General features: G+C 39.9%; 19 protein-coding genes. 12 read left to right on the forward strand and 7 right to left on the reverse strand.

Going from position 1 to position 23,934, the window contains the following annotated elements:
* From HYU69_00745 to HYU69_00780, 8 genes are all read left to right on the forward strand, one after another.
* On the forward strand, positions 1 to 396 hold the full coding sequence (locus HYU69_00745; GenBank protein ID MBI2268864.1) for a cytochrome c maturation protein CcmE: 396 nt from the start codon (positions 1 to 3) through the stop codon (positions 394 to 396).
* Between the two features lie 106 nt (positions 397 to 502).
* Positions 503 to 2,119, forward strand: coding sequence for a cytochrome c biogenesis protein CcsA (gene ccsA / locus HYU69_00750; GenBank protein ID MBI2268865.1), 1,617 nt, complete (start codon positions 503 to 505; stop codon positions 2,117 to 2,119).
* A 64-nt stretch (positions 2,120 to 2,183) separates the two neighbouring features.
* Positions 2,184 to 2,888 carry a hypothetical protein gene (locus tag HYU69_00755; GenBank protein ID MBI2268866.1) on the forward strand — a complete coding sequence of 235 codons (705 nt, stop codon included), beginning with the start codon at positions 2,184 to 2,186 and terminating at the stop codon, positions 2,886 to 2,888.
* A gap of 3 nt (positions 2,889 to 2,891) precedes the next feature.
* The gene (locus HYU69_00760; GenBank protein MBI2268867.1) at positions 2,892 to 3,671 is read left to right on the forward strand and encodes a DUF2520 domain-containing protein; all 780 of its coding nucleotides are present in this window, start codon (positions 2,892 to 2,894) and stop codon (positions 3,669 to 3,671) included.
* 200 nt (positions 3,672 to 3,871) lie between these two features.
* The gene (locus HYU69_00765) at positions 3,872 to 4,885 is read left to right on the forward strand and encodes a geranylgeranylglycerol-phosphate geranylgeranyltransferase (GenBank protein MBI2268868.1); all 1,014 of its coding nucleotides are present in this window, start codon (positions 3,872 to 3,874) and stop codon (positions 4,883 to 4,885) included.
* Positions 4,886 to 5,376: 491 nt separating this feature from the next.
* Positions 5,377 to 5,580 carry a Maf family protein gene (locus HYU69_00770; protein ID MBI2268869.1) on the forward strand — a complete coding sequence of 68 codons (204 nt, stop codon included), beginning with the start codon at positions 5,377 to 5,379 and terminating at the stop codon, positions 5,578 to 5,580.
* Between the two features lie 199 nt (positions 5,581 to 5,779).
* Positions 5,780 to 6,199, forward strand: a complete 420-nt coding sequence (locus tag HYU69_00775; protein ID MBI2268870.1) for a nucleoside-diphosphate kinase — start codon at positions 5,780 to 5,782, stop codon at positions 6,197 to 6,199.
* Between the two features lie 145 nt (positions 6,200 to 6,344).
* Positions 6,345 to 7,211: an MBL fold metallo-hydrolase gene (locus HYU69_00780; GenBank protein ID MBI2268871.1), complete on the forward strand. Its 867-nt coding sequence runs from the start codon at positions 6,345 to 6,347 to the stop codon at positions 7,209 to 7,211.
* A gap of 88 nt (positions 7,212 to 7,299) precedes the next feature.
* On the opposite strand, the gene HYU69_00785 is transcribed toward HYU69_00780, so the two are convergent.
* Complete coding sequence (locus HYU69_00785) at positions 7,300 to 7,857, reverse strand: hypothetical protein (protein MBI2268872.1); 558 nt, start codon at positions 7,855 to 7,857, stop codon at positions 7,300 to 7,302.
* A 431-nt stretch (positions 7,858 to 8,288) separates the two neighbouring features.
* On the opposite strand from HYU69_00785, the gene HYU69_00790 reads away from it, so the two are divergent.
* Positions 8,289 to 10,196 carry a RecQ family ATP-dependent DNA helicase gene (locus HYU69_00790; GenBank protein ID MBI2268873.1) on the forward strand — a complete coding sequence of 636 codons (1,908 nt, stop codon included), beginning with the start codon at positions 8,289 to 8,291 and terminating at the stop codon, positions 10,194 to 10,196.
* A 13-nt stretch (positions 10,197 to 10,209) separates the two neighbouring features.
* Positions 10,210 to 10,794 carry a DNA-3-methyladenine glycosylase gene (locus tag HYU69_00795; GenBank protein MBI2268874.1) on the forward strand — a complete coding sequence of 195 codons (585 nt, stop codon included), beginning with the start codon at positions 10,210 to 10,212 and terminating at the stop codon, positions 10,792 to 10,794.
* A 30-nt stretch (positions 10,795 to 10,824) separates the two neighbouring features.
* On the opposite strand, the gene HYU69_00800 is transcribed toward HYU69_00795, so the two are convergent.
* Positions 10,825 to 12,387, reverse strand: a complete 1,563-nt coding sequence (locus HYU69_00800; protein MBI2268875.1) for a hypothetical protein — start codon at positions 12,385 to 12,387, stop codon at positions 10,825 to 10,827.
* Between the two features lie 283 nt (positions 12,388 to 12,670).
* On the opposite strand from HYU69_00800, the gene HYU69_00805 reads away from it, so the two are divergent.
* A complete protein-coding gene (locus HYU69_00805) occupies positions 12,671 to 16,879 on the forward strand; it encodes an SBBP repeat-containing protein (GenBank protein MBI2268876.1) in 4,209 nt (1,402 codons plus the stop codon).
* A 50-nt stretch (positions 16,880 to 16,929) separates the two neighbouring features.
* Here the strand turns inward: HYU69_00805 and HYU69_00810 are convergent, their stop codons facing one another.
* The gene (locus tag HYU69_00810) at positions 16,930 to 18,267 is read right to left on the reverse strand and encodes an MATE family efflux transporter (GenBank protein ID MBI2268877.1); all 1,338 of its coding nucleotides are present in this window, start codon (positions 18,265 to 18,267) and stop codon (positions 16,930 to 16,932) included.
* A 176-nt stretch (positions 18,268 to 18,443) separates the two neighbouring features.
* On the opposite strand from HYU69_00810, the gene HYU69_00815 reads away from it, so the two are divergent.
* Positions 18,444 to 18,608, forward strand: coding sequence for a hypothetical protein (locus tag HYU69_00815; GenBank protein MBI2268878.1), 165 nt, complete (start codon positions 18,444 to 18,446; stop codon positions 18,606 to 18,608).
* A gap of 86 nt (positions 18,609 to 18,694) precedes the next feature.
* Here the strand turns inward: HYU69_00815 and HYU69_00820 are convergent, their stop codons facing one another.
* From HYU69_00820 to HYU69_00835, 4 genes are all read right to left on the reverse strand, one after another.
* Complete coding sequence (locus HYU69_00820; protein MBI2268879.1) at positions 18,695 to 20,737, reverse strand: helix-hairpin-helix domain-containing protein; 2,043 nt, start codon at positions 20,735 to 20,737, stop codon at positions 18,695 to 18,697.
* Positions 20,730 to 21,554, reverse strand: a complete 825-nt coding sequence (locus HYU69_00825; protein MBI2268880.1) for a hypothetical protein — start codon at positions 21,552 to 21,554, stop codon at positions 20,730 to 20,732. Before HYU69_00825 ends, HYU69_00820 begins: the two co-directional genes overlap by 8 nt.
* Positions 21,555 to 21,647: 93 nt before the next feature.
* Positions 21,648 to 22,160 (reverse strand): 5-(carboxyamino)imidazole ribonucleotide mutase, encoded by a 513-nt coding sequence (gene purE / locus HYU69_00830; GenBank protein ID MBI2268881.1) that lies wholly within the window; start codon positions 22,158 to 22,160, stop codon positions 21,648 to 21,650.
* Positions 22,161 to 22,269: 109 nt separating this feature from the next.
* Positions 22,270 to 23,841, reverse strand: a complete 1,572-nt coding sequence (locus HYU69_00835) for a hypothetical protein (GenBank protein MBI2268882.1) — start codon at positions 23,839 to 23,841, stop codon at positions 22,270 to 22,272.
* Positions 23,842 to 23,934: the final 93 nt, after the last annotated feature.

The following is a 23,934-nucleotide window of genomic DNA, read 5'->3' on the forward strand; positions in this document are numbered from 1 at the left end:
ATGAAAAAGATACACATCATCGGAATTATTATTATTGCCGTCGCGATAGGAACAATACTTGCATCGCTATCCAGTTCCAGCACTTATGCCGACTTCTCTGAAGCAACCGCGCATCCTGGCTCTGAATACCATGTAGTTGGTAAGTTAAATAAGGAAAAAGAAACCATCTATAACCCTGAATCTGATGCCAACCTCTTCACCTTTTACATGAAGGACAATAATGGTATCGAGAAAAAAGTGATACTGCATAAAAGCAAACCCCAGGATTTTGAACGCTCCGAACAGATCGTAATCATCGGCAAATGCGAAGGTGACGAATTTCATGCAAATGATATACTAATGAAATGCCCGTCAAAATATAATGATGGGAAACCGGAGGAAGGCGTGAGCAAATAGTTAATGGTTGCTAGTTGTCGGTTGTTAGACTAAAAATCACTTCAAACAACCAACAACAACTAACAACTGACAACTGACAACTGACAACTGACAACTGACAACTAAAATGGGCATCCAATACACAGGTGAGCGATTATTCCCGGGACAGGCAGGTAACGTATTTGTGATCCTCGCATTTGTTTCCGCCCTTTTCTCAGCTATCGCTTATTTCAATGCTTCCAAAGAAATCTCTTCGGCTGCATCCTGGAAAAAACTGGCCCGACTTTCTTTCCGTATTCACTCGCTTGCTGTTATTGGCATCGTAGGCACATTGTTTTATATGCTGCGGAATCATTTGTTTGAATACGAATACGTATGGCATCATTCCAACACCGAAATGCGGATGCGCTATATACTTTCCTGCTTTTGGGAAGGACAGGAAGGAAGTTTTTTACTCTGGTCCTTCTGGCATGTAGTGATCGGGAATATACTGATCAAAACAGCCAAAGATTGGGAAGCTCCGGTAATGGCTACAGTCGCAACGGTACAGATGTTCCTCGGCTCAATGCTGTTGGGCATATATATTTTTGAATATAAGATTGGCAGCAATCCCTTTACCGTTTTGCTTCGCGAGCATCCCGACTTTGGCAATATTCCCTTGTTCCAAAACCCGAATTACCTGGATAAACTGGATGGACGAGGCCTTAATCCATTGCTGCAGAATTATTGGATGACGATCCACCCTCCCACTCTCTTCCTCGGCTTTGCTTTGACACTTGTGCCCTTTGCATACGCCATCGCCGGTTTATGGAAAAAGAAATTTGATGAATGGCAGAAACCGGCTTTACCCTGGACCTTTATTTGTATCGCGATCCTTGGTACCGGAATACTTATGGGAGGTGCATGGGCATACGAAGCGCTTAGCTTTGGCGGCTTCTGGGCCTGGGACCCGGTTGAGAACGCTTCGCTTGTCCCTTGGCTAACACTGGTCGGTTCCGCGCACGTAATGCTTATCCACAAACACAAAGGTCAGTCACTTTTTACCTCTTTCTTTTTAACGCTTATAACTTTTATCCTCATACTCTATTCCACTTTCCTTACACGCAGCGGAATATTAGGCGAAACTTCCGTTCATGCCTTTACTGATCTTGGCATGTCAGGACAACTCCTGCTTTACCTGTTCTTTTTTATGGGTTTAGCCATTGTTCTGCTTATTGTAAACAGAAAGCATTTTCAAAAAGCAAATGAAGAGGAAGCGGTCTGGAGTCGTGAATTCTGGATGTTCCTTGGCGCGCTTGTGCTGTTGATTTCCTCATTCCACATCATGTTCAACACTTCCATGCCGGTGTGGAATAAATTATTTAATCTAAAGATTGCACCGCCAACCAATGCAATAAGTTTTTACAATTCCTGGCAGATACCTTTTGCAATAATCATTACTCTGCTGATCGCAACCGGACAATTTTTAAAATACAAGGACACGGAGATTAAAACAGTTGTTAAAAAACTGATCTTCCCGTTTATTGGTTCGATACTATTATGCGCCACAATTGCACTTGTAATGAGGCTTGATCAGTTTTTTTATGTTTTGCTGCTGTGGTCATCCATTTTTTGTGTTTGGGCCAATGCCCATTACTGGTTAGTTATACTCAGTGGTAAAATTAAAAATGCCGGAGCTTCTATTGCCCATATCGGCTTTGGTTTAATATTAATGGGAGCGCTTATCTCAACCTCAAAATATTGAAACACTCGACAAACAGCTCACCAACAGTAAAAATATTCTATTACAGGTTGGCGACACACTCCAAATGGGTGATTACTTTGTTACTTATAAAGGCAAATTAAAACAAGGTGTAAATATTTATTTTGAGATAGAATACTATAAGAAGCAGCCCGATGGCAAATTAAAATACGACTTTACGTTAAAACCAGTAGTTCAAACAAATCCTCGCATGGGTAATGTTGCCGAGCCGGATACGCGTCATTTTTTACACAAGGATATTTACACACACGTAACTTATGCTGACCTTGAAACTCTTGAGGAGAAAAAGCAGGATGGAAACGAATACGGCACCTCAAAAAGTTTTACCATAGCCGTCGGCGACACAATTTCATCATCAAACAGTTTGATCATACTGGAAGGTTTTAACACGAATGTTGACAAAAAGAAATATAGTATCAGCGATTCATCGCTGGCTGTGGAGGCGCTGTTGAAATTAATGGATATAGATAAAAAAACATATTCAGCCAGACCAATTTATGTTATCGATCATAACCGGATCCAACCTGTAGAAGCGGAAGTGCCTGAGCTTGGTGTAAAAATCAATTTCTGGAAGATCACTCCTGAAACAGGGAAAATTGATATATCGCTGGCCGAAAGACGAACCAACAAACCTGATTTTATTGTAATGGAAGCGATCATCTTTCCATACATTAACATATTATGGACGGGCTGTATAGTTATGGTCATCGGAACTTTCATCGCTATCTTACAAAGGATAAAACGCTCATAACACATGTCCGGCAAAAAACAAAATATAGTACTCATCGGTTCAGGCAATGTTGCCACACAAATGGGACTTGCGCTTAAAAAAACCGGGCACAATATTTTGCAGGTATATAGCCGGACAAAAAGCTCCGGTCGTGCTTTAGCCCTTAAGCTAAGAGCGCAGCCACTCAATGACCTGAAAAAAATAAGCCAGACTGCCGACTTGTATATTATTGCCATTAAAGATGATGTTGTAAATAGTATAGTAAGGCAATTAAACATAAATGGCAAATTAGTTGTCCACACATCCGGAAGCCTGCCTTTGAAGACTTTAAAAAGTGTGTCTTCCAATTACGGCGTGCTGTACCCCCTTCAAACATTATCTAAAAATAAAATAATAGATTTTTCTTCAGTGCCTCTTTGTATCGAGGCGAATACAAAAGTCAATGAAAAAAAACTGCTGGCAATTGCCGGGTCTATTTCAAAACAGGTGCATTTAGTTGATTCCGAAAAAAGAAAAGTATTGCACCTGGCAGCCGTATTTGCCTGCAATTTTACCAATCACATGTACGCTTTGGCCGAAAAGCTGCTCCGGAAAAATAAACTTCCATTTGAGTTATTGCTTCCATTGATATATGAAACTGCCGACAAAATAAAACATGCCTCACCGTCAAAAATGCAAACCGGGCCGGCCATTCGAAATGACAAGTTGATCATGAAGGCTCACATGATCCTTCTTTCTAAACAAAAGAAGATGAAGAAAATTTATAAATTGATAAGCCAAAGCATCATGAAAAATAAAAGTTAATTTTGTTTTATAGACTAGCGAATAGGCATAGATAAATGACACTGAGTTACACAGAGTAGGCACAGAGTTACACAAAGAATCGGTGGAAATAATCTTATTAATTTTAATGTAACTCCGCATAAAAAATGAACTCAAAAGTTCTAAACTCTGAACTCAGCGAAACTCCGTGCCTACTCTGTGTAACTCTGTGAAACCCATTTATGAATAAACTGACATCCTTTATCAGATTAATCCGCTTACCCAACCTGCTTATTATCGCATTGGCGCAATATGCCATGCGCTGGGGAATCATCTATCCCATGTATACCTACCTGAATAAACAATTGATTGAAGGCTATCCCGACAAAATAACCAATCCAAATATTATCAGTTTCCGTGTAAGCGAAATGGAATTCTTCTTTCTTTCACTCGCCACGGTTATGATTGCCGCGGCCGGCTATATTATTAACGACTATTTTGATGTGAAGATCGACCGTGTCAACAAACCCGAGCAAATGATCATTGATAAAGGCATAAAGCGCCGGGTAGCAATGGGTACTCATTTTGTATTAAGTTCCATCGCCTCATTGATCGCATTAATGGTATCGTATAAACTCGGGCTATGGCAATATGGTTTTATATACATTGCCTGTGTGTTCGGTCTTTGGTTTTACTCAACGGAATTTAAAAAACAGTTCCTGATCGGGAACCTTATCATCGCCTTGTTCGTGGCCCTTGTACCTTTTACCGTTGGACTTTATGAATTACACCTCGCAGTTGAAAAATACAGGGTATTGACCTTTCCTCCGTTTGAGGTCAATTTTAAAGTCATTTTCAATTTCATTACCGGCTTTGCCGCCCTTGCTTTCCTGATCAACCTGGTACGCGAAATAATAAAAGATATGGAGGACATTGAAGGCGACCGGGAATTTGGCTGCCATACAATACCCATCGTACTTGGCATTGAGACAACCAAAAATTTTGTATCATTCCTTGTCTTTATAACAATTCTGATACTGGGGTATATACAAAAGGGCCAGTTTGACTCAGGAGCGACAATTTCATTCTGGTATCTGATGATTTTTATCCAGCTCCCGTTGACAATAATTATTTACCTGTTACAAAGAGCCAAAAATCCTGCCGAATTTAAAATTCCGGACAGGCTTAGTAAAGCCATTATGCTTACCGGTATACTTTATACACTTGTGATCTATTACAGCTTTATTCCTTCTTAATAATGGCTGACAAACTTAACCTTGCTCAACATCATTTTATTCTTGCTTCAAAATCGCCGCGCAGGCAGTACCTGTTGAAAGAACTTGGACTTGAATTTGAGATCATAACCAAAGAAGTTGATGAATCCTTTCCGGAAAATTTAAAAGCACAGGAAATCCCTTTATACCTGTGCCGAAAAAAAGCTGATGCTTTTGATGGCTCGTTAAATGACAACAGTATTGTTATTACCGCAGACACAATAGTTTGGATAAATGATCATGTAATGAACAAACCGGCTGATCATCAGGAAGCGATAAAGATGCTAAGACTGCTGTCGGGTAATATGCACGAAGTATTTACAGGAGTGTGTTTAAAATCGAAAAAGAAAGAAACAAGTTTCTATTCTGCGTCTAAAGTTTATTTCAAACATCTGTCAGATAAAGAGATCGATCAATACATTACGACATTTAAACCTTATGATAAAGCAGGCGCTTATGGTGCACAGGAGTGTATGCCCCATGACGTGCCACCATGCTCAATCGAAGAAGCTGCTTTTTTAGCAAGCATAAATAAACCCGGATTAAATACAATTGACGCCGCAAAAAGTACACAGGAAACAATTGGCACCTATTTCGTCGAAAAAATTGAAGGGTCGTATTTTAATGTAATGGGACTTCCATTGAAAGAACTTTACGAAGAGTTACTCAAATTTTAAACTAAACAATAACACCATTGCAAATTCTCCTGCAAAAGGGTCAAAGTACCGGTAGCCCGGTATAAATGTATATGCAGATCATTTCAACACTTTTCCTTTGCGCCCTTGCGTGAAACAAATACGAAAATTGCTTTTGTTACAGACTTTTTAAAACCACAATCCAAATAAATTTATTACTTTCGCAGCCAAACTAATAAATATGGCAACCAACAGAACATTTACGATGATTAAGCCCGATGCGGTAGCCAACAACTATATTGGCCCCATCCTGGCGAAAATAAACGAAGCCGGCTTCCGTATTATTGCAATGAAATATACTAAACTCAGCCGTGAATCGGCCGGGCAATTCTACGCCATCCACAAAGAGCGTCCCTTCTTTGGCGAACTTGTCGACTATATGTCATCAGGTTCCATAGTAGCGGTCATATTGGAAAAAGATAATGCCGTTGCTGATTTCAGAACACTGATCGGCGCAACAGACCCCACTAAAGCAGCACCCGGAACAATACGCGCTCTTTTTGCCAAATCGATCGCAGCAAACGCAGTACATGGTTCAGACAGTGATGATAACGCTAAAATTGAAGGCGATTTCTTTTTCTCGATGCTGGAAAGGTTTTAGACCAGCGAATAGCAAATTAATACGAATTATCCACGCCTCAAATTAAGTGATAACCTAATATTGAGGCGTTCGTATATTCATTAAAAATTATTTCTCAGAACCAGAGTGATTCGTAAATTCGTACTGATTCGTTATTCGTAGATATATGAAGCTACATGTTATTAACACCGGTTTTTTTAAGTTAGACGGAGGCGCCATGTTCGGCGTCGTTCCAAAATCGATCTGGAGCAATACCAATATTCCGGACTCCAAAAACATGTGTACATGGGCTATGCGCTGCCTGCTGATCGAAGATGGAAACCGGCTTATACTTATTGATACAGGCATCGGCAATAAACAATCTGAAAAATTTTTCGGCTTTTACGATCTTCATGGGGACGATACATTGGACAGATCATTGCGATCCAAAGGGTTTTCATGTGATGATATAACCGATGTTTTTTTAACTCACCTTCATTTCGACCATTGCGGCGGCAGTGTCCAATGGAATAACACAAAAACAGGTTATGAACCTGTTTTTAAAAACGCTGTATACTGGAGCAACGCCCAACACTGGGAATGGGCCACTAAACCCAATGCCCGTGAAAAAGCCAGCTTCCTCAAAGAAAATATTTTACCTATACAGGAAAGCGGGCAATTGAAATTCATTGGCTCTAAAAGTGATGCTAAACAAAAAGTAAGTGAACTGGGAGATTATTTTGATATCCTGGTTACCCACGGCCATACTGATGCCATGATGATACCACACATCACCTACAAGGGGAAAACAGTTATATTCATGGCCGACCTTCTTCCTTCCACGGGACATATTCCACTGTCCTACATCATGGCGTATGACACTCGTCCCTTACTTACGTTGCAGGAAAAAGAAATGTTCATGAATTCAGCCGCACAAAATGACTATGTCCTGTTTTTTGAGCATGACCCTATTAATGAATGCTGCACCGTGCAACAAACAGAACGGGGAGTTCGCCTCAAACAAACGTATAACTTTGGTGAATTGTTTGAATAAGGAATCAGAAAAAAAATTCAAAACAGTGGATGGGATGCCGTAAGCTCGCAAATCTTACAGATGCAGTTGGTAAAAATATTAAATCTCTTTATCCAGACCACTCACCCGGTCCGTAAAAGACAAATCCTTCAATACCACTTTCTTCTATGGCGTTCTTTACTTTCTCATGAACAACAATGGCGCTGATATTCTCAGCCATCCGGAATAATAATGCATCACCCGCTTTTGATTCATCGATCACCAGACTCTCAAAGAATGTGGCGCTTGGCCCCATTGTCAGCATATTGACGGGCTTCGAGGAAGCCATATCAGCGCACGCTACCAACCCAACGATATTATAGGCTTTATAGTTCGTGTATCGCTTACCATCCACAGGGTTTACCAGCACCGCACCAAAATATTGAATGTTATCGACACCGACACGAACAAGGGCTTCAGCCACGTCGTCACGCATCACCGGAATGGCCTGTTCATAATACATAGGCTTAGGATTGCCCGGATAGTCGGTATCGAGTATGTAAACAAGAGGCTGTGGAACCTGTTCAGTAATGATTCTGCCACTACGCCAATTACCATTGAAATCAGGCCCGCTGGCAATTGGCATAATAGGGTATTTGCCTTCCCCAACCATTACGTAGTAACTCATACTTTACTTCATTTATAGTTTATTTAAACCGAAACAAACTTAAAGTTTGTAAAAGCAAAAATAACTCTTTGTTTCGATTTTTACTTCATCTCTACAAAATATTCCATTGATCAATCTAAACTTTTCTTAAGCAATAAATTTTTGTATTATATACTTAAGTTAATTACTACAAACCATCTCAAAAACAGTAACCATAGCGTGCAGGGTCATGTTCAGCGCAGTCGAAACATATAGGAAGTCTTTCCATCGCTACACTTCGGCTACGCTCAGTGTGACCAATCGCACAATTTTTATTTATCATTTCATTTTTTAGACAGCTTCTAATTACTTTGGCCAGGCTCTGCTTTTATAAAAGTTAAATAATCGATGTATACAGGTAACTATGCATTTTTAGCTCTCTCCGTTTTATCCCTTATCTTAGCATATAAGCAATGGACCATCTCCATCAAATACTAAAACAATATTGGGGATTTACTGAATTCAGACCCCTTCAGTTGGATATTATCCATTCCGTAATGCACCACAATGATACCCTGGCCTTAATGCCTACCGGTGGCGGGAAATCATTATGCTTCCAGGTTCCCGCTTTAGCGCAAAAGGGGATATGTATCGTCGTATCACCTCTTATCGCATTGATGAACGACCAGGTTGAAAAACTGTCACAAAAGGGGATTAAAGCCGTTGCTATTACGTCAGCCATGAACAAACGCGAAGTGGATATTGCACTCGATAATTGTGTATACGGCGACTTTAAATTCCTTTACCTGTCTCCCGAGCGCCTGAACAGTGATATCGCGCAGGTGCGCATAAAAAAAATGGAGGTCAACCTCATCGCTATTGATGAGGCACATTGTATATCACAATGGGGCTATGACTTCAGACCAAGCTATCTCAAAGTGGCCGAATTAAGGACACTAAAGCCGGATGTACCGGTGCTTGCACTCACAGCCACCGCAACTCCCGGAGTAATAAAGGATATCCAGCAAAAACTGGAATTTAAAAAGCCGAATGTGCTGCAGAAAAGTTTTGCACGAAGCAATCTTGCATACGTTGTGCTGCACGAAGAAGATAAAAACAGCCGGTTGATCAAGATTTGTAATAATGTTAAAGGAAGCGCAATTATTTACGCCCGCAGCCGGAAAAAAACACAAGAGATCACTGAACTGCTGAACAGGAATAATATCCTTGCCGACTTTTACCATGCCGGACTTGCCACTCCCCTTCGCAGCAAAAAGCAAAGCGACTGGATAAACAGCAACCAACGGGTGATCGTGTGCACAAATGCGTTCGGAATGGGTATTGATAAACCCGATGTCCGCCTGGTGATCCATTATGATCTGCCCGATTGCATCGAATCGTATTTCCAGGAAGCAGGCCGGGCGGGCCGTGATGAACATAAAGCTTACGCCATACTGCTTTATAATGATGCGGATATCATTGAACTTGAGCGAAGGGTCATTAGCGGATTTCCTGATATTAAAGAGATCAGGCAGATCTACCAGGCAATTGCGAACTACTATCAACTGGCCACAGGCAGCGGAGAAGGGAAAACATTCGATTTTGATATAGCGCAACTTTGCAACCGCTATAACCTGAACGCCGTTACTGTATATAATGCGCTGAAGTTATTGGAAAAAGAAGAGTATCTCACAACCACCGAATCCCTGTATCAACCATCACGTCTGCATTTTACAGTCCATAAGGATGAATTATACAAATTCCAGGTCGCGAATAAGGGCTACGACAGCTTTATAAAACTGCTGCTGCGTTCCTATACCGGGCTGTTCGAGAATTATGTAAAGTTCAACGAGAACGATCTTGTAATTAAAAGCGGGTTGGGATACGAACAGGTTGTACAATTTCTTAATTACCTGGGCAAGGTAGGCTTATTATCGTACCTTCCTCAAACCGAAATGCCGCAACTTACATTCAACTTACCCCGGGTTGACAGTAATTCCATTAACATTTCAAAAGAACATTTAAAGATACGTAAGGAAAAAGCCCTGGAGCGGATGCGGGCCATTGCAGGTTATGCAACCAACCCCGATAAATGCCGCAGCCAATTGCTGCTGGCCTATTTCGGTGAAACAAACACCGACCGCTGCGGGATATGTGATTATTGCCTGGAACGCAATAAAAGCGAAGTGAATAGCCAGGAGTTTGATGATGTATCGGGCGAAATAAAAAGCTTGCTGTTCTCCAATCATTTATCGTTGAAAGAATTGGTGACTGCCGTTACCGGCGCGAAAGAAAACAAAACACTAAAAGTGATACAATGGTTGCTGGACAATGGCAGGTTATATTATGACAAAAACAATAGGTTACAATGGAAGGATTAGGGATTTAGGATAGATGAGTAAGCTCAAAAAAGATTTCTACCGGCGTGATGATGTAGTGCAAATCAGTAAGGAATTGCTGGGTAAATACCTGTTTACAAAACTGGATGACATAGTAACAGCTGGTATCATCACCGAAACGGAAGCATACGCAGGCATTACCGACAAAGCATCGCATGCATGGAACGGACGCAGAACCAGCAGAACAGAAATAATGTATAGCGAAGGCGGTGTGGCATATGTTTACCTGTGTTATGGTATCCATCACCTCTTCAATATTGTTACGAACAAAAAAGATGTGCCGCATGCTGTTTTAATACGCGCCATAAAACCTGTTGAAGGAATTCCCTGCATTTTAAAAAGACGGAATAAAACCAACATTGACAAATCAACAGCAGGTGGCCCGGGCACTGCATCTCAGGCATTAGGACTACTGACAAAACATTCAGGAACAGATCTGACAGGAAATAAAATATGGATTGAGGATAAAGGAATCAGAACAAAAGAAAAGGAAATTACAGTTGGACCGCGCGTTGGCATTGATTATGCAGGAGAAGATGCCGGATTGCCGTATAGGTTTATTTATAATATTAATTACTAAGCCGCCCCATTTATCGATTCCAAATCCAACCTATCTTTCTAACTCTTTCCTCTTAGCGATTTCAACAAAAGGTTTATTCCCGATTTTACTATCAAGCCAGGAAATATAATCAAAATACACCGCTGATTTTGCTTCTTCTTTGTCTTTCAGTACTTTTTGCATTTTAACTTTTGTTTCAGAAAAAAGTGATACCAGGTGAGTATTCGTTTTTGCTTTATGTATTTTCTTTTCAAACAACTCTAACCATACTTCTTCATGTTTATTAATATAGCCCCTTTTTTTATGCAAATAGCGCCGGATTGATTTAGATTGACTTATCAATAAATCCTCTCGGCCGAGTTCATAATAGACTATAAGGAATATTATTCTGACACTGTGGATCAGATCCTGTTTTATCCAACTATTATCATAACTCAACAGCTTATTAAGATGTTTCAGGGCCAGACGAAAGTCAGACAAATAGAAATTTATTAAAACAGCATAGTAATGAAAAAGTATTTGAGTAGAGGTATCGGGAAGTGTAATATTTTTCATACTTCTTTCAGTGTCACCAGCAATGGCTAAAGCGCGCTCATAATTATGCATTCGGATATAATGCTTCACAGATAGAATATTATGCGATAGATATTGAATCAACACCTGATTTGTTTTGTATTTACTATTCAATTCATCCATGAATTTATTCACCTTTTTAAGACAGGCCTCAAACTCATCGAACTTTTTCAGCTTATCAATTATGATAAGTAAATTATGAACAGATCTTAAATAATCAAGTACCCGATTGGGCATTTTTAATTTATCCGATTCGATGAATTCAACATATTTCTTTCGAAACAAATACGAATTTTCCAGATCTCCTGAGATACGGGTAGCGGCGGTAATAATAAGATAATAGGATTTAATCGATTCATAGGAGAAATTCTCTGTTCGGAAATTTTGAATAAGGGGGTGAGCAACTACTCTTTTAAACTTACTCTTTAATTCATTGTCATTTTCATTTTTCATCTTTAACAAAGGCCAGACCCGATGCATTAGCTGTTTATACTCCAATTCATCTTTATATGTGTTCAGACAATTAAAAATTTCTGAAAGCCCCTGTTCTGCACCGACTTTCAATTTATTCACTTCTTCAGACAAAACGACAAGTTCCCATTCCCGCATCATAAACAACATAACGTATATGGTCTTTTCATGTTCAATCGCCATCTTTAAAAACCGTTTAACTATTTTCAAGGCCATCGTATGTAGCCCTTTTCCTATAAGAATTTCCGTTTGCTGTAATTTTTGAGCCAGTATTATTTCGATAGAATCGGTGGAATGATACTTTCCCAAACTCTTTAATATAGCCTCTGAAACATAACTTTTAAATACTTTGAGATGTTTTTTAAGGGTGTTGTCCTTTAGATTTGCCTTTAACTTCTTTTCATCATATATTTTTAACCGATCGATCGCATTGAATAAAATAATATATTTTTTATCAGGGGATTTGTCAGAATTTTCCGAATGAATAGTTGAAAAAACCTTGAAATATCGCTTTTCAACAGGAGTAAGTGACTTAATAAGAATGAATAAATCGTCCGATGGGGTCTTCATTTATATGAGAGGTATTCAATAAAAGTAATAAATATAAAAATATTAAATAAGTATTTTTCCGAAACAGGTATATCAATTATGAAAAATAATATTTACTTCTAAATCATTACTTTTAAATCAACTTGAGTTGCTTTCAGGTTCGCGAAAAACTAACTTTGAAACAATCAGTAATTTAAAAAAATAAGCGCTATCAAGTAACAAATTGACATCTATGATATTCGGCAATGTCATAAAAACAATACGTCATGATTCTATTTCATTAACAATGGAGAAATTTGCTTTAATGAACGAACATAAGAAGAAATTGCTGCCTGTGCTTTTTGTATTCACAGGAATTTTTACATATGCCGGCAATGACAATATCTCTTCCTTTCAAAAAACACAGATGGCTGCTTCTATTCACAGCCAGTCAATTCAGTTTACGGAGAACAACGGACAAATGGCAGACATGTCAGATAATCCCATACCACAGGTATTGTTCAAGGTCGAAGTTCCCAAGTTAAATATCTGGTTAACCACACAAGGGCTAACCTATCAATTTTTAAAAATTGTGGAAAATGAAGAGGAATTGGAAAAATTAAATACAGGTTCCAACTCTGTTTCCGGAATTTTTGATCAAAATTCAAAAATCGAAAAATCCGAATGGCACAGGGTTGATATGATCCTCAAGAATGCCGCTATTAAAAAGGAAAACGTGTTCACAGAAGGTAACGTAACACAAGGCAAGCACGACTATTTCCTTGGACATTGCCCTGAAGGTATTCTTGATGTAAAATCCTATTCAAAAGTTATAATTAAAGAAGTTTATAATGGCATTGATTGGATTTTATATGCGTCCTCAGGAGGAGGCTTGAAATATGATTTTTTTGTACATCCCAACGCTGACCCCAATCAAATAAAACTGATTTATGAGGGAAGCGGAAAACTAAACGTTGGTACTGATCAAATACACTTTGGTAATGAATTAGGTGAAGTAATCGAGGGAACGCTATTGTGTTATCAGAATAGCGCTTCACCCGACATAGAGCATACTGCAATTGAAAGGATAGTGATTGAGTCTGAATACAAAGCGAAAAAAACAATCAATAAAATCAGCAACGGTTTTTCTTATGAAGTTGCAATTGCTTTAAGGGAGTATGATGTAAATGACACTCTCATTATAGACCCTCAACTATATTGGGGAACGTACTATGGCGGAAATAACCTTGACTCTTTTCAGGATTGTGATGTTGATGCTCAGGGAAATGTTTTCGTTGTTGGCTATACAGCCTCAACTAATTTTCCTACTGTAGTTTTAGGTGGTGCATATAATCAGACCTTTTCTCCCGACATGTCTGCGAATATTTATAAATTTTCAAACAATGGTCAGTTGTTATGGGTTACCTGCTATGGACCGGTTGATACTGATATTGGTGTTTCCCGCAACGTAACTGTTGATATTTTTGGAAATATTTTTGTTGTAGGAGAATTTGGTTCCTATGGAAAAGCAACAAGTTTTCCTTTATTTAATTCGGGGACATATTTTGAAGCTCCTTCCGGAGTTAGTGACGATTGCACATTTATATTGAAATTTGACAACAATGGAAACCGGCTTTGGGCTACTGGTTTTGCATGTGGAAATTCGGAAGGAAGGGGGATTGTAACAGATCTATCCGGTAATGTTTTTGTAACAGGAACAACTTGGGGTATAATTCCATTACTTAATCCCGGAGGGGGAGCATATTACCAGAATACAGTGGGTGGTAATGTAGACGGATACTTTGCTAAATTCACCAACAACGGGACACTACTTTGGTGTACCTATTTTGGAGGAGATAATCAGGATGTTCCAAATGAGTTATGTAGAGATAATATTGGAAATATATTTGTGGTAGGAAGTACCAGATCCGCATCTGCTTTTCCGTTATTTAATCCATCCAATGGATCTTATTTTGATAATACGCTGGGAGTTTTTGAAAGTTCATTTGTGGCAAAGTTTTCTTCTGTTAACACTAATCTATTGTGGTCAACTTATTTCGGTGGTAATAGTTCGGGAGATATATTATATGAAGTGACTTGTGATAACAACAATGCTGTTTATATTGCCGGCTATGTAAGAAGCACAAATCTTCCCGTAATAAACCCGGGCAATGGTGCATACATTGACAATATGCTTGGTGGTGCCAGTGATGCATACATTGCGAAGTTTAGTCCGGGTGTTCATTCTCTTTTTTGGAGTACTTACTACGGTAGCACAGGTAATGAGAATTATTTCGCTGTATACGAACGAATGGCGCTTACAACAGATAATTGCGATAATGTTTATATAGGCGGACTTACCTATGGCACAAATGATTTTCCAATTTACAATCCCAATTGCAATAATTACTTTGTTGGGCACAATACGGCCGCTGGCGATGGGTTTATTGTAAAATTTAATTCAGAAGGTGTAAGGCTTTGGAGCACCCTTTTTGCCGGTGGAACAGATAACTTAAATCATTTTTCGTTCTGCCAATCTATGGTAACAGATAATCAAAACAATTTATTCGCGGTTGGAGAATGGAAATACGGAGTAGTACTCAATGGGTTAGCAAATCCGGGCGGAGGCGCTTATTATGACAATACATTTAATGGGGGTGATGATGCCTGTATATTAAAATTTACTCCGGAAGAGCCAGCCATAACTTCCTCATCAACAAGCAACACTTCAGGTTGCTCATGCAATGGCACAGCCACTATTACAATCAACTGCGGAAACTCTTCATATAACTACACCTGGAGTAATGGCAGCCGAACCCTTAACTCAGTTAGTGCTTCAAATACTATTAGTGGCTTATGTCCGGGAACTTATTCCGTTACTGTTATAGCATGTGATACTTTAACAGCTTCAGTTGTAATAAACGGAAGCACAGGGGGGCTAATTGCTTCAGTTAATCAATTTGATGCTACATGTAATGGAGGAAATGATGGTTATGCTACAATAACAGCTTCAGGAGGAAGTCCACCGTATAATTACGTCTGGAACAATGGCCAAACCGGGATAACAGCTACCGGGCTATCAGCAGGTTCCTATTCATGCACAATAACTGATGCAAGTGCTTGTACTTCAATACGATTTGTAAATATTAGCCAGCCTACCCCAATTGCAATGTCCTATTTAACTAAATGGTCATGTGTAACAAACTCCGCAAATGTAACGGCCCTTGTTAGCAATGGCACTTCGCCATATATTTATTTATGGAGTAATGCTCAAAACACTCAAACGGCAACAAATCTTGTCCAAGGAAATTACACTATTACTGTGACAGACTCAATAGGTTGCCTTAAAACAGGTACGATTAATATCACTCAACCATTACCTTTAAATTTAACTACCAGTTCCAATAATACCTCCTGTGGAGGTAACAGCATCAGTGTATCCGTAACAGGCGGGAGCTTCCCTTATTTATATGCATGGAGCAATACTTCTCAAATTACCTCTACCATTCAATCGGTTTCTGCCGGAACTTATACAGTAACTGTTACAGATGCCAGCGGTTGTACAAAAACTTCAACTGCTAGTGTTGGAGCCTCTCCTGGTACAATTGCTACATTTGAAGTATTTCCGAATGATACAGTTTGCCTTGGTTCTTTGGTTAATTTTATAAATACCGGCACAATGCCGGGAGTGGGAATTACATATACCTGGACAATTGCACCTGTAAACGTAAGTGGAACAACTACTGATTTTTCATATCTCTTTTCATCTGCGGGAACCTATTCTATTACTCACACGGTAGCCAAAGGAGGGTGCCCCTCCAACTCTACAAGAAAGGTTACGGCAATTAACTGTTCCGGACCTGTTGTTACAACTACAGCTAATTCAATTTGTCCGTCATCCTGTGCAACTGTTACTTCAAGCGTTGCCGGTGGAACCAGTCCATATACTTACAACTGGAGCAATGGCGCCACAATACAAAACATTAATCCATGTCCTGTTTCAACAACTACTTATACCGTAACAATTAAAGATACCGGGGGAAATACTTCTACCTCAATTGCAACTATAACCGTTAATCCTGCTGTTATTGTAACTATCCAGCCAACCAATATCACCTGCAGTGGGGTTGCAAATGGAACTGCAATTGCAAATCCAGGCAATGGAACTCCGGCATATACCTTTAACTGGAGTGGAGGAGTTCCGGGTTCCGGGTTCCAGGTTTCGGGTTTATCTGCCGGAACCTATACTGTTACTGTAACAGACAGCAAGGGTTGTACTGCCAGTTCTAGTGCTACCATTTTTTCCCCTCCTCCTTTAAGTGGCCGGTTTTCCATGGGAACATCGGATTGTGCGGCTTGCGGTTGCAAGGAATGGATAATGATTACCGCCAGCGGCGGAACAAGCCCCTACTCCTACTCCTGGCCCGATGGATATATAAACCGGTATAAAAATCAGCTCTGTCCGGGCACATACACCATAAATATTAAAGACAATAACGGTTGCAGTATAAATGTTAATTTGAGTGCGCCCTGATAACTTGAATATGGATGACATCGCTTAAAACGATGTCATCCATATTCAAGTCACACAACCCTTCTGCTCACAAAATTAAATCGCAAAAATAATAACAAAGCGGCCGCGAACAAACCCGATGATAGTCCCCACCAGATACCATACACTCCCATGTCGAATTTAAAGGCCAATAAATAACTTAAAGGCAAACCTATTGCCCAATAAGCGATCAGCGTTATTACAGTAGGCCATACAGTGTCTTTCAATCCACGCAAAGCGCCAAGCGCCACTACCTGCATGCCATCCCACAACTGAAACAAAGCGGCAATTACAAGCAGGGATGATGCAATACTTATCACTTCACTTTCTTTGCTGAAAAACCCGGGAAGCACATTCCTCAATACAATAAAAGTTATTGCGCTGAGGAACATGAAGCACAACACCATTATGAAAGCCGAAAATCCTGCCACACGCATGCCATCCCTGTCCTTTAACCCCAGGTAATTTCCAACACGCACCGCCACAGCCGCACTAAGACCGCTCGCTATCATATAGGTAATTGCCGCGAGACTAAGCGCGATAAGATGCGCCGCCTGCTGTTTCGCACCTATCCAGCCGATCATAAGCACCGCAAAACTGAAGGCCCCGATCTCAAATACCCATTGCAGTCCTGATGGCACGCCAATAGCAAGTATCTTTTTTGAAATATCCCAGGATGATCTTACCTGATTGAATTTTTTCCAGTATGGTTTGAAGTCGCTGTTTAAAAACACAAACAAAAACATACCCGCGGCCATTAAACACCTCGCGATAAAACTTGCCCAGCAGGAACCCATCATTCCCATTTCGGGAAAGCCCCAATGACCGAACACCAATAAATAATTTAACAGAATATTCAGGAGATTCGCAGACAAACTGATCACCATTGCCGCACGGGTAAATGAAAGACCTTCCGCAAACTGCTTGAAAGTCGAAAACAAAGCGAGAGGAACCATGGAAAATATCATTACGTTCAGGAAAGGCACAGCAAGTTCTACGACTTCGTTAGGCTGATCAAAGTGATACAATACAGGAGAAAGAAAGAATAACAAAAGAAACAAAGCAATACTTACAAAAACATTCACGAGTAACCCGTTCTTTAAGAGGATGCTGTTCTTAAGAATGTCCTTCTCCACATCTGCCTCGGCAACCAGTGGAGTTACACCCATTGAAATGCCCAAACCAAAGACAAGCACCAATACATAGAGGCTACCGGAAAGAGAAACAGCCGCCTGTTCATTCGGGCCAATTTTTCCGACAAAATCGGCATCAGCAACACCGACAAACATGTGCCCCAGCTGACTGACACACACAGGCAGTGCAAGAGTTAAGGTTTTACTGAAATGATCTTTGTACTTTTGGGAAAACATAAACAGTGGCAAAGATAGAAGGAATCAATCAATCAATAGCCTAGTTGGCTGCTGGTAGACTGAAAATTATAAACCAGCTATAATTTATGTCACTCCGTCGAAATTACAGAAACGCAGTTCTATAAGATTATGAAAGGATTTATCTTTATTTCATTAATCAGAAAATTATTTTCATAATGACCGATAATTCTAACCCTGTGGATGATTTTATTCAAAGATCCGGACGAATTGTTAAAGAGTTGATACAGAAATACAACAGATTCTCTTTTCTCTTGCTTATTTTCACGCTTTGTTTCATCCTGTACAGGATGATCCTGACACTTATCTGGTATTGCTCATGAGCATGTGTTTTTGTTGTCAATAATTTTCAATTGCAATAAACATTACCAGATAACTGAGAGGCAGAATGAAAACAGCCCGGTCCGGGCTAAAAAACATACCGTAACTCTACTTTAACGTCGCTCCTGGTATTACCACTGATCTCATTCAATGAGCCGGCACTAATTACCTTCTGGTTATCATAAAATGTCTGAGCGTAACGAAGCCAGACACTCAACCGCTTGTTAACGTCATAATTCAACATACAATAAACACGTGAGCCTTTGTAATAATATGCAGGTATTGAATAGGTGAAGGGTATATCAGACTCATACGCATATATCCGGCTATTATATGAATCGGTCTCAAATAAGGCATAACGCAGGGTAAGTGTGATCGGAAATTTTGAAGTACCCAAACGCATTTCCTGGTACATTAAAAAACCTCTCTCCATGAGAATACCTTCCTGCTGCCAGGTTAGCCACTCCACCCTACCTGACAAACGCAGATTATTATTCAGTGTATATGAATAATTCACGCGGTAATTATTTTGCTTCACAGGCACAGGTACATCTATCGCGTCGGGAATATTCAGATCGTTCAACTTTCGCTTTATCCTGAAACGTCCATAGATCTCCAGTTTTTTATCCGGCGTATAATTCAGTTGGGTGAAATATTCCAACCCCTGTGAAGGACCAGATATCTGGTACCTGAGCCAGGGAAACGAGAACAGATCCGCATATGAATTAACGGTAATTGACGCAACCGGTTTGATCTGCAATCCAATATACGTGCCCCGTTCATTTGCCGGGGATGTGCCTTGCGAGAAAGCACTTCCCATTAATGATTGATAGCCTGGCTGATAATTCCGGTTACTAAGTGACAGAGATAGCCGTTTATCCAATGCCAGCAGTAAACCATTCAGATAAGCAATACTTCCATTGCCACTGACTGCAGCTTCCCCAAAGAAATTGAAATTATTGAGAAGCATATTATAATGAAGTCCTATATTTAACAGTTGCCTCCCTGAAAATTCATACAGACTGTAAGGTTTAACAGTGGGTTTTAATTCAGCGCTCAAATTGGTAAACATGACTGCTGCGCCGACATCAAACTTACTTGTTTTAAATGAAATATCTCCTCCGGCAATGGTTTGCAGTACACTATGCTTATCCGACAATTCAGAAGGTGTGGCATGCTCGCCTGTAGTTTGTAAAGAACTTACTGAATTAACTTCCCCATTGGTCAATGTGTCCACAACATTTGCATCCACGCTTTTCCGGGAAACAAAACCGGTAACATATATTTTCTTTAGTTGTACGGTACCCGCAATTCCCCTGAAGAATAAATTTTCATCCGTCGATGTATGTGGTCTTATGGCGACAGGGCTTCTCTTTACAGCTATCGCGTCGGCAGTCCGGTTGAACGCAAATCCGCCCCAGCCAATCAACCCCTGACCAAGCTGCAGCTGGTAGTCGCCCAAAGCCAGCATTTTCAATTTCCCAATATCCTTAACCAGGACGTGCGCGGAATAAAAATCAAAGCCCTGCTTTTGTTTGCCCGTGAAGAATTGCTCACCCGGATCTTTTTCAGCGGTTAAGCCTGCTATGATCTTTGAGTTTTCAAATCGATAGCGGGCAAATAATTTGCCGGGATCACCCAGGTAATAGTTACTATTGCCATTAACCGGAGCTGCGTACCCTTTTTGACTTTCGAGCACACGCTGATAGCGAACAAGCAGCCAACTGTTCTCCTTTTTCAACACTTCGTTCAGTCCAGTCAAGCCATCGGAAATTTTGATGTAAGGAAGCAGGCTCCGGATCGTTTGCAGGTCAAAGCCATCGATAGCCTGCAGCTCATGCAGATCCAACAAAGTGCCATTTTTAGCGACATAGTTCAACAAATTATTAATCTGAATATCATTCAGAATCAGCAGTTGCTGTAATTGCTCAAGGGTTGCGGCATTTATATCCAGTGGATTCTCTTTATAAAACACCAATCTTTCTTCCAACAAAGTGAGGTCTACATCTTCAGTACTGAGATTCTCCGCAATACTTTCCATCTTCTGCTGCAACAAAGCATCCGAACCGTTAGTTTGCGCGAACAACGTGTATGAAAAAAGAAAAAGTGCTATAACGCCTGCCCTACTCATGCTTCGGGACATAAACAATTGCTATTTGCGGAGTATAGCCCAACACCTGGTGATACGATGAAGACAGGTCGATCTTAACTTGCTTAAGGCTAAGACCAGCTCCAAAACTAATTGATGATGGATTCGTGCCGATACCTGCTCTCAGGTATAAATTTTTCAAAATAAAATACTCGAGGCCTGTCCTGAATTGCGGCTGCTCATCTGTCCTTTTATTTACTTCAACAGCCAGTAATACCTTTTCTGAAAAAAGATATGATGCCCCGATCTTCATGATGGTCGCAACACGCTCATCATTATAATCGTTCAACCTGCTGCGTACGGGATTAAAAACATGAGCCCCGATAATGAGATCCTTTATCGGCTTAAACAACATACCCATTTCAATGGTCATTATACCTTTACTGCTATAGCCTTCAGCTATCTGTGCCTTGAGATAATCGATCTGCACCCCCGCCGAAATTTTTTCTCCAAAGGATTTTGCAATTGCCAATCCGTATTTATTCTCTGAATACAAATGATAACCAAGGCTGCTGGCTGAAATGCCGAATGTGGTGGTTCCTTTAAAAGGTAAAACCGCGGCAACGGATCTTAAACTCAACTCCGATATCAAAAACCTGTTCTCGTAATTTACCCCGGCGGAGATATCCTTAACAAATGCCAGCCCGGCCTGGTTATTGAAAGCCGACCAGACATCGGAATATATTACGGAAGTATTTCCCAAAGCGCCTGAACGGGCTCCTACAGGGTATGCAAACTGCGCGGCTTGAAGGAAAAGTGGTGTAAAGAGAGTAAAAAAAATAGAAAAATGAATTCTCATAAAATTCAAACAAAAGCATTCTGCATAAACCTTAACAAAAAACACAAAACTGATTACCGGTTACCGATCACTGATCACCGATCACCTATTATTCTACCCCACCCTGAACTTAAACTTATGTTGCTTAAGCTCTTCGTTGGCCTTTAATATTTTTGTCTTTAAATTTTCTTTGAACTTGCTTACTTCAGAAAGCAGCTTATCATCACCGGTTGCAAGTATTTGCACAGCAAGTATTCCTGCGTTCTGTCCGCCATCCACACCAACTGTGGCTACAGGTATTCCGGGAGGCATCTGTACGATCGACAACAACGAATCCCAGCCATCCAATGAAATTGTTGAACGGCACGGAACCCCGATAACAGGTATGGGTGTTAGTGCAGCAACCACTCCTGGTAAATGTGCCGCGCCTCCTGCACCTGCTATAACCACACGTATGCCCCGCATGTATGCATTCTTCGCAAAATCCATTACCTGTTCAGGCACACGGTGAGCCGACAGCGCGTTGATCTCAAATGGTATTTGAAACTGGTCCAATATTTTAGCAGCCTCCTGCATTACAGGCATATCGGAAGTGCTGCCCATGATTATACTAACTTTTGCTTGCATATGATCTTTGTTTGAGGAGATAAAAATAGCACAATTGCATTAATATACACACCGAAAACCTGCATAACTTTTATGAATGTGAATATATAAAACATCAGGCATATATGATCTAATGAACGGCTTTGCCTGAACTCATTTTTTGCAGAACCTTATCTCTGGCCACATCAGCAAACTTTCTGTTCTCTATTTTACTCTCCAGCCAGGATATAAAATCAAAATTCGCCAATGCATTCGACTCGAATGGGTCCTTTACAATCTCCTCGATCTCGGCTTTAAGCCTGATGAAACTATCTATAATCTCTTTCGGATTATTCAGGTTTGGGGTTTCTTTCCTCAGGTAATGGAGTAAAATTGTTTCAAGTTTATAGATCCTGCGGGATTTATATAAATACCGGTAAGTTGATTTGATCGTGTACTCAAGACTGTCGGCATCACCCCTTTCATATTGAATAATAAGTAAAAGAATATGCGAAAGAGCTTTGACGATAACCTGTCCTTTATTTCCCATTGAAAAGATCCTGTTCAACCAATACAAACTCTTCCTTTTATTATCAATAATGAACTGTAGTAAGGCAAAGTAATAATAGAAAACACTTACTATATCGCCGGGGATCAGATCTTCATATTGCTTTAATCCGGTATCAATAGTATTGATCATTGAACTGGCCTTTTCGTAATTGGCCGTAGTGATATTCATTTCCAATTCCCGCATGTACGACTGCCAGAAAATCCTCATTTGTATATTTGTCGAATTTTTGAATGAGGGATATTTTGAAGGAAGGCCACGAAGCTTATTAATAGTAGTGTAAAATCCGGTTGTATCGTACAATCCCTGGTAACATACCATTATATTATATAATGCCGATATATAAACCAGGGGATGATCGAGTATACTACCGGGGCTTTGCTCAATCACCTGTATTCTTTTTCCAAAATTCAACAAAGCATCTCTGTAATTCATCCTGGAAAATTCATAGGATGCGATTATATTAAAATGAAGTCCCTTTGCTTTATTGCTCAATGCATTTTGTTCGTCAGTCAATAAAGGAGATTTCATTATTTCCGTTATGTTGTCTTGTTCTTCCAGACTCCTTGAATGGAGCCCCTGTACTTTTAATGCCGTCGAAATTCTGTCCCACAGCTGCTTATATTCATGCAAATTGGAAAAATTCTTTATGTATTCCTGTTCTTTAATGTATAATTCACTGTTCCTCTTCTCCAGTGAGCTGCTGTAGGATGATGCAATATATATGCGTCTTTCCCAATCAAGAATACGAAAGAGAGAAACAAAATCTTCTTTTGATTCTGCAAGAAATTTTACCCGGCCTAAAAGTTTTAGCGCTTGTTCGTGAAGAGCCTTATTGAATAATATCTCAACTTTATGAAGGTCCCTATATATGATCACATCTGTGGAACTACCGGCATGAAATTCAGCGAGACTTTTTAAAACAACTTCATAAAGCCTGCCTTTTAAGGTCGGTAAATGCGTGATGTAATCTTCAGTGGCCAGTATCTTTTTCTCATCGTATTCTTTTTGACGATCAATTGCATCAAAAAGTTTTACGTAAAAACTTTCGCCTCCCTCCTTCCCCTGAGAATAATTTACCTTAAAATACCTCTTCTCGGATTTTGTTAAACATTTTATCAGGTGAAAAATATCCTTACTGGTTTCCTTAGGCATGATATATATGTTCCAATATCAAAATAGGTATCCAAAAATCAAATGTGGTTATTTAATCAACTGATAAACAACACATTAATAATATTATTGACA

Source organism: Bacteroidota bacterium, assembly GCA_016183775.1.
GTDB lineage: Bacteria > Bacteroidota > Bacteroidia > JABDFU01 > JABDFU01 > JABDFU01.

Excerpts from the sequence above, each read along its gene's own strand:
- HYU69_00745 (MBI2268864.1), top strand. The coding sequence starts at position 1 with ATGAAAAAGATACACATCATCGGAATTATTATTATTGCCGTCGCGATA.
- ccsA (MBI2268865.1), top strand. The coding sequence starts at position 503 with ATGGGCATCCAATACACAGGTGAGCGATTATTCCCGGGACAGGCAGGT.
- HYU69_00755 (MBI2268866.1), top strand. The coding sequence starts at position 2,184 with ATGGGTGATTACTTTGTTACTTATAAAGGCAAATTAAAACAAGGTGTA.
- HYU69_00760 (MBI2268867.1), top strand. The coding sequence starts at position 2,892 with ATGTCCGGCAAAAAACAAAATATAGTACTCATCGGTTCAGGCAATGTT.
- HYU69_00765 (MBI2268868.1), top strand. The coding sequence starts at position 3,872 with ATGAATAAACTGACATCCTTTATCAGATTAATCCGCTTACCCAACCTG.
- HYU69_00770 (MBI2268869.1), top strand. The coding sequence starts at position 5,377 with ATGCCCCATGACGTGCCACCATGCTCAATCGAAGAAGCTGCTTTTTTA.
- HYU69_00775 (MBI2268870.1), top strand. The coding sequence starts at position 5,780 with ATGGCAACCAACAGAACATTTACGATGATTAAGCCCGATGCGGTAGCC.
- HYU69_00780 (MBI2268871.1), top strand. The coding sequence starts at position 6,345 with ATGAAGCTACATGTTATTAACACCGGTTTTTTTAAGTTAGACGGAGGC.
- HYU69_00785 (MBI2268872.1), bottom strand. The coding sequence starts at position 7,857 with ATGAGTTACTACGTAATGGTTGGGGAAGGCAAATACCCTATTATGCCA.
- HYU69_00790 (MBI2268873.1), top strand. The coding sequence starts at position 8,289 with ATGGACCATCTCCATCAAATACTAAAACAATATTGGGGATTTACTGAA.
- HYU69_00795 (MBI2268874.1), top strand. The coding sequence starts at position 10,210 with ATGAGTAAGCTCAAAAAAGATTTCTACCGGCGTGATGATGTAGTGCAA.
- HYU69_00800 (MBI2268875.1), bottom strand. The coding sequence starts at position 12,387 with ATGAAGACCCCATCGGACGATTTATTCATTCTTATTAAGTCACTTACT.
- HYU69_00805 (MBI2268876.1), top strand. The coding sequence starts at position 12,671 with ATGAACGAACATAAGAAGAAATTGCTGCCTGTGCTTTTTGTATTCACA.
- HYU69_00810 (MBI2268877.1), bottom strand. The coding sequence starts at position 18,267 with ATGTTTTCCCAAAAGTACAAAGATCATTTCAGTAAAACCTTAACTCTT.
- HYU69_00815 (MBI2268878.1), top strand. The coding sequence starts at position 18,444 with ATGACCGATAATTCTAACCCTGTGGATGATTTTATTCAAAGATCCGGA.
- HYU69_00820 (MBI2268879.1), bottom strand. The coding sequence starts at position 20,737 with ATGAGTAGGGCAGGCGTTATAGCACTTTTTCTTTTTTCATACACGTTG.
- HYU69_00825 (MBI2268880.1), bottom strand. The coding sequence starts at position 21,554 with ATGAGAATTCATTTTTCTATTTTTTTTACTCTCTTTACACCACTTTTC.
- purE (MBI2268881.1), bottom strand. The coding sequence starts at position 22,160 with ATGCAAGCAAAAGTTAGTATAATCATGGGCAGCACTTCCGATATGCCT.
- HYU69_00835 (MBI2268882.1), bottom strand. The coding sequence starts at position 23,841 with ATGCCTAAGGAAACCAGTAAGGATATTTTTCACCTGATAAAATGTTTA.